At 73.7% G+C, this 11,939-nt stretch carries 11 protein-coding genes; 10 read left to right on the top strand and 1 reads right to left on the bottom strand.

What is annotated here, in order from left to right; translation table 11 throughout:
* From infB to ACYVI6_RS15825, 4 genes are all read left to right on the top strand, one after another.
* Positions 1-2,468 (top strand): translation initiation factor IF-2 (gene infB, locus ACYVI6_RS15840; RefSeq protein ID WP_460447290.1); only part of this gene is annotated, 2,468 nt, incomplete at its 5' end.
* A gap of 127 nt (positions 2,469-2,595) precedes the next feature.
* Entirely contained in the window at positions 2,596-3,060 is a 465-nt protein-coding gene (gene rbfA / locus ACYVI6_RS15835) for a 30S ribosome-binding factor RbfA (RefSeq protein WP_460447289.1), read from the top strand.
* The gene (truB, locus tag ACYVI6_RS15830; RefSeq protein ID WP_460447288.1) at positions 3,057-3,941 is read left to right on the top strand and encodes a tRNA pseudouridine(55) synthase TruB; all 885 of its coding nucleotides are present in this window, start codon (positions 3,057-3,059) and stop codon (positions 3,939-3,941) included. Before rbfA ends, truB begins: the two co-directional genes overlap by 4 nt.
* A gap of 174 nt (positions 3,942-4,115) precedes the next feature.
* Positions 4,116-4,808, top strand: a complete 693-nt coding sequence (locus tag ACYVI6_RS15825; RefSeq protein WP_460447287.1) for a PadR family transcriptional regulator — start codon at positions 4,116-4,118, stop codon at positions 4,806-4,808.
* 106 nt (positions 4,809-4,914) lie between these two features.
* Here the strand turns inward: ACYVI6_RS15825 and ACYVI6_RS15820 are convergent, their stop codons facing one another.
* Positions 4,915-5,679, bottom strand: coding sequence for a MerR family transcriptional regulator (locus ACYVI6_RS15820; RefSeq protein WP_460447286.1), 765 nt, complete (start codon positions 5,677-5,679; stop codon positions 4,915-4,917).
* Positions 5,680-5,786: 107 nt separating this feature from the next.
* Between ACYVI6_RS15820 and ACYVI6_RS15815 the strand changes: the two genes are divergently transcribed.
* The 6 genes from ACYVI6_RS15815 to ACYVI6_RS15790 form a co-directional block, all read left to right on the top strand.
* Positions 5,787-6,770 (top strand): bifunctional riboflavin kinase/FAD synthetase, encoded by a 984-nt coding sequence (locus ACYVI6_RS15815; RefSeq protein ID WP_460447285.1) that lies wholly within the window; start codon positions 5,787-5,789, stop codon positions 6,768-6,770.
* A gap of 96 nt (positions 6,771-6,866) precedes the next feature.
* On the top strand, positions 6,867-7,136 hold the full coding sequence (gene rpsO / locus ACYVI6_RS15810) for a 30S ribosomal protein S15 (protein ID WP_284287521.1): 270 nt from the start codon (positions 6,867-6,869) through the stop codon (positions 7,134-7,136).
* 145 nt (positions 7,137-7,281) lie between these two features.
* Positions 7,282-9,528, top strand: coding sequence for a polyribonucleotide nucleotidyltransferase (locus ACYVI6_RS15805; RefSeq protein ID WP_460447284.1), 2,247 nt, complete (start codon positions 7,282-7,284; stop codon positions 9,526-9,528).
* Between the two features lie 71 nt (positions 9,529-9,599).
* Entirely contained in the window at positions 9,600-10,871 is a 1,272-nt protein-coding gene (locus ACYVI6_RS15800; protein ID WP_460447283.1) for a M16 family metallopeptidase, read from the top strand.
* Positions 10,868-11,608: a 4-hydroxy-tetrahydrodipicolinate reductase gene (gene dapB, locus ACYVI6_RS15795; RefSeq protein ID WP_460447282.1), complete on the top strand. Its 741-nt coding sequence runs from the start codon at positions 10,868-10,870 to the stop codon at positions 11,606-11,608. The genes ACYVI6_RS15800 and dapB overlap by 4 nt, the downstream gene beginning before the upstream one ends.
* A gap of 16 nt (positions 11,609-11,624) precedes the next feature.
* A partial coding sequence (locus tag ACYVI6_RS15790) for a hypothetical protein (RefSeq protein WP_460447281.1) occupies positions 11,625-11,939 on the top strand: 315 nt, incomplete at its 3' end.

Here is an 11,939-nt window from a genome sequence, read left to right as displayed (position 1 = left end):
CCCCGAGCGCCCCGGCCGCCCGTCCCGGTCGCCCGGGTCCCGCGCAGCCGGCGCAGCCCGCGCAGCCTGCTCAGCCCGAGCAGCCGGCGCAGGGTGACGAGCAGGCGCCCGCCGCCCGCGCCGGTGCCCGTCCGGGTGCTCCCCGCCCGGGCAACAACCCGTTCGCGCCCAACCAGGGCATGCCGCGCCCCGGCGGCCCGCGTCCGGGCAACAACCCGTTCGCCTCGAACCAGGGCATGCCGCGCCCGCAGGGCGGTCCCCGTCCGCAGGGTGCGCCGCGTCCCGGCGGCACCGGTGCAGCCGGTGGCCCGGGTCGCCCGAACCCCGGCATGATGCCGGCCCGCCCGGCCACCGGTCGTCCCGGTCCGGCCGGCGCCGGTCGCGGTGCGCCGGCTCGTCCGGGCCAGGGTGGTCGTCCCGGTGGTGGTGGCGGCTTCGCCGGTCGCCCCGGTGGCGGCGGCGCGCCCGGTGGTGGCGGCGGCTTCGCCGGCCGTCCCGGTGGTGGCGGTCGCGGCCCGGGTGGCCGCGGCGGCACGGCGGGTGCGTTCGGTCGCAGCGGCGGTCGTCCGGTCCGCGGTCGCAAGAGCAAGCGCGCGAAGCGCCAGGAGTTCGAGCAGATGCAGGCGCCGACCATCGGTGGCGTCTCGGTGCCCCGTGGTGACGGTCGCACCGTCGTCCGCGTGCGTCGCGGCTCGTCGCTGACCGACTTCGCCGACAAGATCGGCGCGAACCCGGCCAGCCTGGTCACCGTGCTGTTCACGCTCGGCGAGATGGCCACGGCCGTGCAGTCGCTCGACGAGGACACGTTCCGCCTGCTCGGCTCCGAGCTGGGCTACGACGTCCAGGTCGTGTCGCCCGAGGACGAGGAGCGCGAGCTCTTCGACTCGTTCAACATCGACCTCGACGCCGGCATCTCGGGCGAGGACGACGACGACCTCGAGGCGCGCCCGCCGGTGGTCACCGTCGTGGGTCACGTCGACCACGGCAAGACCCGCCTGCTCGACGCGATCCGCAACGAGGACGTCGTCGCCGGCGAGGCGGGCGGCATCACCCAGCACATCGGTGCCTACCAGGTGCACCGCGTGCACGAGGGCGTCGACCGGCCGATCACCTTCATCGACACCCCGGGCCACGAGGCGTTCACCGCCATGCGTGCCCGCGGCGCCAAGGTGACCGACATCGCGATCCTCGTGGTCGCGGCCGACGACGGCGTGATGCCCCAGACGATCGAGGCGCTCAACCACATGCAGGCGGCCGACGTGCCGATCGTGGTCGCGGTGAACAAGATCGACGTCGACGGCGCGAACCCCGCGAAGGTCCGCCAGCAGCTCACCGAGTACAACCTGGTGGCCGAGGAGTACGGCGGCGAGACCATGTTCGTCGACGTGTCGGCCCGTCAGGGCACGAACATCGACGGGCTGCTCGACGCGGTGCTGCTGACCGCCGACGCGGCGCTCGACATGCGCGCCAACCCCGACAAGGACGCCCGCGGCATCGCGATCGAGGCCAACCTCGACCGCGGGCGCGGTGCGACCGCGACGGTGCTGGTGCAGAGCGGCACGCTGCACGTCGGCGACGCGATCGTCGCCGGCGCGGCGCACGGTCGCGTGCGGGCCATGCACGACGAGCACGGCAACACCGTGCAGGAGGCGACCCCGTCGCGTCCGGTGCAGGTGCTCGGCCTGTCGTCGGTGCCGCGCGCCGGTGACACCTTCGTGGTGGCGCCGGACGACCGCACCGCCCGGCAGATCGCCGAGCGTCGCGAGTCGGCCGACCGGCAGGCCTCGCTGGCGAAGGCACGCAAGCGGATCAGCCTCGAGGACCTCAACGAGGCGCTCGCGGCCGGCAAGGTCGAGACGCTGAACCTGATCCTCAAGGGCGACGTCTCGGGTTCGGTCGAGGCGCTCGAGGACGCGCTGCTGCAGATCGACGTCGGCGACGAGGTCGAGCTGCGGATCATCGACCGGGGTGTCGGCGCCATCACGCTGAACAACATCAACCTGGCGATGGCCTCGGACGCGATCATCATCGGCTACAACGTGCGGGCCGAGGGTCAGAACGCCGACGTGGCCGACCGCGAGGGCGTCGAGATCCGCTACTACTCGGTCATCTACTCGGCGATCGAAGAGGTCGAGGCGGCGCTCAAGGGCCTGCTGAAGCCGGAGTACGAGGAGGTCCAGCTCGGCACCGCCGAGATCCGCGAGATCTTCCGGTCCAGCAAGTTCGGCAACATCGCCGGCTCGATCGTCCGCAGCGGCGAGATCCGCCGCGGCACCCGGGCCCGCATCACCCGGAACGGGGTAGTGGTCTCGGAGAACGTCGAGATCGCCGGCCTGCGCCGGTTCAAGGACGACGTGGTCGAGGTCCGCGAGGGCTTCGAGTGCGGCATCAACCTCGGGTCGTACAACGACCTCCAGCTCGAGGACCTCATCTCGACGTACGAGATGCGGGAGAAGCCGCGCAGCTGATCGCAGCCGCCGGGGGCGGGCCACGCGCCCGCCCCCGGCCTGCGGCAGCACGCCGTCCCACCGATCGACCGAACGCCCCGGGCCGTCCGCGGCCCCGCACGTCCACGCACCGGAGGCCAGCACCGTCATGAGCGACCACGCCCGCGCCCGCAAGGTGGCCGACCGCATCAAGGTCATCGTGGCCGAGACCCTGGAGCGGCGGGTCAAGGACCCGCGGCTGGGCTTCGTCACCGTCACCGACGTGCGCGTCACCGGTGACCTGCAGCACGCCTCGATCTTCTACACCGCCTACGGCTCCGACGAGGAGCGCGAGGCCACGGCCGCCGCGCTGGCCAGCGCCACCGGGATCCTGCGCCGCGAGGTCGGCAAGGGCGTCGGCCTGCGGCTCACCCCGAGCATCGAGCTGCTGCCCGACGCGGTGCCCGAGAACGCGACGCACCTCGACGAGCTGCTGCGCACCGCCGCCGAGCGCGACGCCGAGGTGGCCCGGCTGGCCGCCGAGAGCGCGTCGGCGAACGCGTTCGCCGGCGACGCCGACCCGTACAAGCGCAAGGACGACGACGAGGAGACCCCGGCCGGGGACGACGCGTGAGCGCCGTGGACGGGCTGGTGCTCGTCGACAAGCCCGCCGGCTGGACCAGCCACGACGTCGTCGCCAGGCTGCGCCGCCTGGCCGGCACCCGCAAGGTCGGCCACGCCGGCACCCTCGACCCGATGGCCACCGGCGTGCTCGTCGTCGGCGTGAACCGGGCGACCCGGCTGCTCACCCACCTGGTGGGGGCCGACAAGACCTACCGGGCGACGGTGCGCCTCGGGCAGGCCACGGTCACCGACGACGCCGAGGGCGAGGTCACGCAGACCGCCGACCCGGCCGCCGTCGCGGCGCTCACCGCGGCGGACGTCGAGCAGGCGCTGGCCACGCTGCGCGGCCCGATCGAGCAGGTGCCGAGCGCGGTGAGCGCGATCAAGGTCGACGGGCAGCGTGCGTACGCCCGCGTGCGCTCCGGCGAGCAGGTGGCGCTGGCCGCGCGACCGGTCACCGTGCACCGCCTCGACCTGCTCGGCAGCCGCCCCGGCGACGGTCTGCTCGACCTCGACGTCGAGTGCGACGTCAGCTCGGGCACCTACGTCCGCGCGCTCGCCCGCGACCTCGGCGCCGCACTCGGGGTCGGTGGCCACCTCACCGCGCTGCGCCGCACCCGCGTCGGCCCGTACGACCTCGACCGCTGCCGCACCCTCGAGCAGCTGGGGGAGTCGTTCACCGTGCTGCCGCTCGCCGAGGCCGCCCGCGCCGCCTTCGCCGTCCGCGAGCTCACGGCCGACGAGGCCCGCACGCTGCGCTTCGGCCAGCGCCTCTCGCCGTCCGGGCTGCCCGCGCCGGTCGCTGCGTTCGACCCCGACGGCACGCTCGTCGCGCTGCTCGAGGACCGCGGCGACACCGCCCGGTCGCTGCTCGTCGTCCCCACCGACTGAGCCCCACCACCCCCCTCGCACCACCCTCCTGCCGAGTTGCCGCTTCCGGGGCCTCGGGGGCTTCGGCGTGCCCCGGAAGCGGCAACTCGGCCCCGGAGTTGACGTCGATGCACTGTCGATATATCGTCGAGTCATCGCCACTCGGTCGACGAGTGTCGAGGAAGGAGCACCACCATGCAGCACTTCACGAGCGCCCCGACGTGGCGCATGCACGACCAGCCCGGGCCCGAGGGTCCGGACGAGCACGACGAGACCCACGGCCACCGCCACGGGGGACGGGGCGGGCGGCGCGGCCGCCGGGGCCCCGGTCCCGGCTTCGGTCCTGGGTTCGGGCCCGGGTTCGGCCCGGCGTCCGGTCCCGAGGGACCGTTCGGACGAGGCGGCCCGCACCGCGGCGGCGGCCGTCGCTCTGGCCGCGGCGGGCGCGGCGACGTGCGCGCCGCGATCCTGCTGCTGCTCGACGAGCAGCCCATGCACGGCTACCAGCTCATCCAGCAGATCGTCGAGCGCAGCGGCGGCGTGTGGACCCCGAGCCCCGGCTCGGTCTACCCCGCGCTCTCGGCGCTCGAGGACGAGGGGCTGGTGACGTTCGAGCGGGTCGAGGGTCGCAAGACGGCGAGCCTCACCGACACCGGCCGCGCGCACGTCGAGTCGCGCCGTGCCGACCTCGGCGCCCCGTGGGACGACGTCAGCGGCGGCGTGAGCGACGAGGCCCGCGACCTGCGCGGCGAGATCGGCGCCGTCATGGGCGCCGCCCGCCAGGTGAGCCACGTCGGCACGTCCGAGCAGGTCACCCGCGCGGCGCAGGTGCTGGTCGAGGCCCGCAAGGCCCTCTACCGGATCCTCGCCGAGGACGACGGGGCCTGATCCCGCACGACGCGTCCTCCGGTGCGCGCCACGTGCAGTCGGTCGCGGCACCGTCCGAGGGGTGTGCACGCCTCTCGGACGGTGCCGCAACCACGTGCGGCCGCGGTCAGTCCTCCGCCGGCTCGTGCCGGTCGGCGTTGGCGTGCACCGCGTCGCGCAGCCACTGCGCGAGCCCGGGCTGCCGGTCGTCGTAGTGCGCGGTGAACCGCGGGTCGCTCACGTACAGGTCACCGAGGCCGCGGTGCATCGGGTAGCCGCAGTCGTAGAACGCCGCGAGCCCCGCCCGGTGCTCCTCGGCGAGGTCCATCGCCTGGGTCGAGGTCGGGTCGACGCCGTCGGCGCACGCCGCGGCCAGCCGGGTCTCGAGCGCCTCGGACGCGGCCATCACCCGCCGCCAGTCCTCCTTGCCGTAGCCGGCCGTCCGCTGCTGCGACTGCGCCCAGGCGTCGGTGTCGCCCCAGCGCCCGCGCGCCTCGGCGGGGTAGCCGTCGCCGAGCCACTGCTCGCCGAAGACCTCGAGCTGCTCCTCGGGTGTCAGGTCGATGCCCATGTCGTGTGCCTCCGTCATCCGCTCCAGATGGGTCCGGACGTCGTGCAGGTGGGCGATGCGCTCGCGCACCAGCCGCAGCTGCTCGCGCAGCAGGGCCGGCCGGTCGGTGCCGTCGAGCACCTGCGCCACCTGCTCGAGGGTGAAGCCGAGCTCGCGGTAGGTCAGCACGTCGCGCAGCCGCGCCAGGTCGGCGTCGCCGTACTGGCGGTAGCCGGCCGCCGTGCGGGTCTGCGGCACCACCAGCCCGACCGCCTCGTAGTGGTGCAGCGTCCGCACGCTGACACTGCTCATCGAGGCGACCTGCCCCACCGTCCAGCTCACCGTCTCGCTCCGTCCCTCGACGTCGTCCGACCCCCACCGTGCAGCCTCACGCGGCGTCGGGGTCAACCCGGGTGCTGCGGCCGCGGCCCGCCTGGCACGATGACACCGTGCTGCGATGGGACGACCTGCCCGACGTGCCGGCCGACGTCGGGCCGTGCGTCGTCACGCTCGGCAACTTCGACGGCGTCCACGCCGGTCACCGCGCCGTGCTCGGGCGGGTGGTCGAGCTGGCGCGGGCGAACGGCGCGACCGCGGTGGCCGTCACCTTCGACCCGCACCCGCTGGCCGTGCTGCACCCCAACCGGGCGCCCGAGCTGATCACCGGCCTCGACCAGCGGCTCGAGCTGATCGCCGACGCCGGCGTCGACGCCGCGCTCGTGCTGCCGTTCACCCGCGAGCTGGCCGCCCAGACCCCGCGCGAGTGGGTGCAGGGCACGTTCGTCGACGTGCTGCACGCGCACACCGTCGTGGTGGGCAGCGACACCAGGTTCGGCGTCCGCAACTCCGGTGACGTCGGCACGCTGCGCGAGCTGGGCGCCGAGCTGGGCTTCGACGTGGTCGTGGTCGACGACGTCGCGCCGGCCGACGACCAGCGCCGGTGGTCGTCGTCGTGGGTGCGCGAGCTGCTGCGCAGCGGCGACGTCGACGCGGCGGCGCGGCTGCTGGGGCGCCCGCACCGGGTGACCGGCGAGGTGGTGCACGGCGACCACCGCGGCCGCGAGCTCGGCTACCCGACGGCGAACCTCTCGCCGCACTCGGAGGGCATGGTGCCCGCCGACGGCGTCTACGCCGGGTGGCTGCTGCGCACCGGCCTCGACGAGCGCGACCCCGAGCGGCTGCTGCCGTGCGCGGTGTCGATCGGCACGAACCCCACGTTCGACGGCGTCGGGCGACGGGTCGAGGCGTACGTGCTCGACCGCACCGACCTCGACCTCTACGGCGAGACGATCACCCTCGAGCTGGTGGCGCGGCTGCGCGAGACCCTGCGGTTCGAGTCGGTCGACGACCTGCTGGTGCAGATGGAGCACGACGTCGCCGAGTGCCGCGACCTGCTCAGCAGCGGGCTGGTCCCGACGCCGTCCGACGGCTGATATCGTGGACGGGCCGTCAGATCGGCCGCGGAAGCAGAGAGAGCCCGGGTGGACGTGCCCCGGCGCACCGCGCAACGAGTGAACCCGAGGAGAGCAGTGCCACTGGACGCCGCCGTCAAGACCAAGATCATCGCCGACTACGCGACGCACGAGGGCGACACGGGTTCGCCCGAGGTGCAGGTCGCGATGCTGTCGCAGCGCATCCGCGACCTGACCGAGCACCTGAAGGAGCACAAGCACGACCACCACAGCCGTCGTGGTCTGCTCCTCCTGGTCGGCCAGCGTCGCCGGCTGCTGAACTACCTGAAGGACAAGGACATCGAGCGCTACCGGTCGCTGATCGAGCGCCTCGGCCTGCGTCGTTGACGCCCCGCGCCGCGCCCCCCACGGGGCGCGGCGCGCGTGCGTTCCGGGCCGGTGGGCCCGGGTCGCACCTGCACGACGGCGGGCACCAACGACGAGTGGCCGCCGACGACGAGATGCACCAGATGAAACGGAGAGTGACCCCGACATGGAGGGTCCCGAGATCCAGTTCGCCGAGGCCGTGCTCGACAACGGCACGCACGGCAAGCGCACCGTCCGGTTCGAGACCGGCCGCCTCGCGAAGCAGGCCGCCGGCTCCGCCGTCGCCTACCTCGACGACGACACCATGCTGCTGTCGGCCACCACGGCCGGCAAGCACCCCAAGGACCACTTCGACTTCTTCCCCCTGACGATCGACGTCGAGGAGAAGATGTACGCCGCGGGCAAGATCCCCGGCTCGTTCTTCCGCCGCGAGGGCCGCCCCAGCACCGACGCGATCCTCACCTGCCGCCTGATCGACCGGCCGCTGCGCCCCTCGTTCGTCAAGGGCCTGCGCAACGAGGTCCAGGTCGTCATCACGGTGCTGGCGCTCAACCCCGACCACCAGTACGACGTGCTGGCCATCAACGCGGCGTCCATCTCGACGCAGCTGTCCGGCCTGCCGTTCTCCGGCCCGATCGGCGGCGTCCGCGTGGCGCTCATCGACGGCCAGTGGGTGGCGTTCCCGAACCACAGCCAGATGGAGCGCGCCGTCTTCGACATGGTCGTCGCCGGCCGCGTCGTCAGCACGAAGGACGGCGACGACGTCGCCATCATGATGGTCGAGGCCGAGGCCACCGAGAACTCCTGGTCGCTGGTGCAGGGCGGCGTCGCCGCTCCCACCGAGGAGGTCGTCGCCCAGGGGCTCGAGGCCGCCAAGCCGTTCATCGCCGAGCTGTGCCGCGCCCAGGCCGAGCTGGCCGCCAGCGCCACCAGCACCCCGCTGACGTTCCCGACGTTCCCGGACTACCAGGACGACGCGTACGCCGCGGTCGAGGGCGCCGTGCTGGCCGACCTCGAGCAGGCCCTGCAGATCGCCGGCAAGGCCGAGCGCGAGGCGCGCATCGACGAGATCAAGGCGTCGGTGCAGTCGCAGCTCGCCGAGCAGCTCGCCGGTCGCGAGAAGGAGATCTCGGCGGCCTACCGCAGCGTGCAGAAGAAGCTCATCCGCCAGCGGATCCTCAAGGACCACGTCCGCATCGACGGCCGCGGCCTGAGCGACATCCGCCAGCTGGGCGCCGAGGTCGAGGTCGTCCCGCGCGTGCACGGCTCGGCGCTGTTCGAGCGCGGCGAGACCCAGATCCTGGGCATCACCACGCTGAACATGCTCCGCATGGAGCAGCAGCTCGACACGCTCTCGCCCGAGACGCGCAAGCGCTACATGCACAACTACAACTTCCCGCCGTTCAGCACCGGCGAGACCGGCCGCGTGGGCTCGCCCAAGCGCCGCGAGATCGGCCACGGCGCGCTCGCCGAGCGGGCGCTCATCCCGGTGCTGCCGAGCCGCGAGGAGTTCCCCTACGCGATCCGCCAGGTGTCGGAGGCGCTGAGCTCGAACGGCTCGACGTCGATGGGCTCGGTCTGCGCCTCGACGCTGGCCCTGCTGAACGCCGGCGTGCCGCTCAAGGCGCCGGTCGCCGGCATCGCGATGGGTCTGGTCAGCGACGAGGTCGACGGCGAGCCGCGGTACGCCGCGCTCACCGACATCCTCGGCGCCGAGGACGCCTTCGGCGACATGGACTTCAAGGTCGCCGGCACCAAGGAGTTCGTGACCGCGATCCAGCTCGACACCAAGCTCGACGGCATCCCCGCGTCGGTCCTGGCGAGCGCGCTGCAGCAGGCCCGCGAGGCCCGCCTGCACATCCTGGACGTCATGGCCGAGGCCATCGACGAGCCCGACGAGATGTCGCCGTTCGCGCCCCGCGTCATCGCGGTGCACGTGCCCGTCGACAAGATCGGCGAGGTCATCGGGCCGAAGGGCAAGATGATCAACCAGATCCAGGACGACACCGGCGCGCAGATCTCCATCGAGGACGACGGCACGGTCTACATCGGCGCGACCGACGGCCCCTCGGCCGAGGCGGCGCGGAACATGATCAACGCCATCGCCAACCCGACCATGCCGGAGGTCGGCGAGCGCTTCCTGGGCACCGTCGTGAAGACGACGACGTTCGGTGCGTTCATCAGCCTGCTGCCCGGCAAGGACGGCCTGCTGCACATCTCCGAGATCCGCAAGCTCGTCGGCGGCAAGCGGATCGACAGCGTCGACGACGTCCTCGCGGTGGGCCAGAAGGTGCAGGTCGAGCTCAAGGAGATCGACCCGCGCGGCAAGCTCAGCCTGGGTGCCGTGGTCGGCGACGACGCGGCCGAGGGCTCGGTCGACGTGACCAGCACCGACGCGCCGGCCGGCGTCTGACCGTGCCCGGAGTCCCGCTGCCGCTCACTCGCGGGACCAGCACCGTCGCCGGGGAGGCGGAGGGCGCACTCGTGCGCCGCACCGTCCTCCCCGGCGGCGTGCGCGTGCTCACCGAGCACGACCCGGCGGTGCGCTCGGCCACGCTCGGCTGCTGGGTGGGCGTGGGCAGCCGCGACGAGGCCCCCGGCTTCCTCGGTGCCACGCACTTCCTCGAGCACCTGCTGTTCAAGGGCACCGCCCGGCGCAGCGCGCTCGACATCGCGGTGGCCTTCGACGCCGTGGGCGGCGAGGCCAACGCGGTGACCGGCAAGGAGCACACCTGCTACTACGCGCGGGTGCTCGACGAGGACCTCCCGCTGGCCGCCGACGTGATCACCGACATGGTGACCTCGGCGACGCTCTCGGCCGAGGACGTCGACTCCGAGCGCGGCGTGATCCTCGAAGAGCTCGCGATGAACGACGACGACCCGGCCGACGTCGTGCACGAGAAGGTCGCGGAGGCGGTGCTGGGCGACCACCCGCTGGGCCGCCCCATCGGCGGCACGGCTGAGACCATCGCGGCGATCGACGCCGCGCACGTGCTGGGCCACTGGCGCCAGCACTACACGCCGGACATGCTCGTCTTCACCGCCGCGGGGTCGGTCGACCACGACGCGCTGTGCGAGCTGCTGCAGCGCGAGCTCGAGCGCAGCGGCACCGTGCTCGACCCGTCCGCCGACCCGGCGGGCCGGCGGCACGCCACGGCCGTCGCCGCGGGCACGCACGGCGCCGGGCGCCACGTCGTGGTGCGCCGCGCCACCGAACAGGCCAACGTCGTGATCGGCACCACCGCGTTCACCGCGACCGACGAGCGGCGCTACGCCCTGTCGGTGCTGAACGCGGTGCTGGGCGGCGGCATGAGCAGCCGGTTGTTCCAGGAGGTGCGCGAGAAGCGCGGCCTGGCGTACTCGGTCTACTCGTTCGCCTCCAACTACAGCGACTCCGGCTACTTCGGGCTGTACGCCGGGTGCACGCCGGGCAAGACCGACCAGGTCATCGAGCTGATGACCGCCGAGCTCGAGCGGCTGGCCGAGCACGGTCTCGACGACGACGAGCTGGCGCGAGGCATCGGGCAGCTGCGCGGCGGGCTGGTGCTCGGCATGGAGGACACCGGCTCGCGGATGACGCGGCTGGGCAAGGCCGAGCTCGTCTACGGCGAGTACGTCTCGCTCGACGACGCACTGGGCCGCATCGGGTCGGTGACCGCCGCCGACGTGCAGCAGGTCGCCGCCGACCTGGCCGGGCGTCCGCGCTCGCTCGCGGTGGTCGGCCCGTTCGACGAGGACCGGACCTTCCGGCTGTGACCCGGCGGGTCGCCGTGGTCGGCGCGGCCGGGCGGATGGGCCGCGAGGCCTGTGCCGCGGTCGACGCCGCCGACGACCTCGAGCTGGTGGGCCGCTACGGGCGCGGCGACGACCTGGGCGACCTGGGCGGCGCCGACGTCGTCGTGGAGCTCTCGGTGCCGTCGTCCACGCTCGACAACGTGCTGCACTGCGTCGAGCGCGGCGTGCACGTGGTGGTCGGCACCACCGGGTGGGACGACGCGGCGCGCACCCGGCTGCAGGCGGTGCTCGACGAGCACCCGTCGGTCGGCGTGCTGCTCGCCCCGAACTTCTCGATCGGCGCCCTGCTCATGATGCGGTTCGCCGAGCAGGCCGCACGGTTCTACGAGTCGGTCGAGGTCGTCGAGCTGCACCACCCCGACAAGGTCGACGCCCCGAGCGGCACCGCCACCCGCACCGCGCAGCTGATCGCGGCCGCCCGCGCGGACGCCGGGCTGCCACCGGTGCCGGACGCCACGACGCACGACCCCGGCCACGCGCGCGGGGCGGACGTCGACGGCGTCCGGGTGCACGCCGTCCGGCTGCGGGGTCTGGTGGCCCACCAGGAGGTGCTGCTGGGGGCGCCGGGGGAGCAGCTCACCCTGCGGCACGACTCGTTCGACCGCGCCTCGTTCATGCCCGGCGTGCTGGCCGGCGTCCGCGCGATCGGCTCGCGGCCCGGCCTCACGGTCGGGCTCGAGCACGTGCTCGGGCTCTAGGACCCCTGCGGCGGGCGTGGTGCGCACCAAGGTGGTGGTCGGCGTCCTGCTGGTGGCGCTCGCGTTCTACGCCGTGACGATCGGCTGGCGCGGGGTGCTGCTGCTCGACGACGGCCGCCCGGTGCCGGTGCTGCTGGGCGTCGGGGTGCTGCTGCTGATCCCGCTGGGCGCCTGGGCCGTGGTGCGCGAGCTGCGCTTCGGGCTGGCCAGCGAGCGGCTGGGGCACGAGCTGGCCGAGCGCGGGGCGCTGCCGCCCGACGACCTGCCGCGCCGGCCCAGCGGCCGCGTGGTGCGTGCCGCGGCCTACGCCGCCTTCGCCCGCTACCGCGCC

Source organism: Angustibacter aerolatus (assembly GCF_054776675.1).
The sequence above is the reverse complement of the archived record's forward strand: the minus strand, read 5'-3'. Positions and strand labels throughout refer to the sequence as shown.

Coding starts and splice junctions, on each gene's coding strand:
- rbfA (WP_460447289.1), top strand. CDS start 2,596: ATGAGCGACCACGCCCGCGCCCGCAAGGTGGCCGACCGCATCAAGGTC.
- ACYVI6_RS15825 (WP_460447287.1), top strand. CDS start 4,116: ATGCAGCACTTCACGAGCGCCCCGACGTGGCGCATGCACGACCAGCCC.
- ACYVI6_RS15805 (WP_460447284.1), top strand. CDS start 7,282: ATGGAGGGTCCCGAGATCCAGTTCGCCGAGGCCGTGCTCGACAACGGC.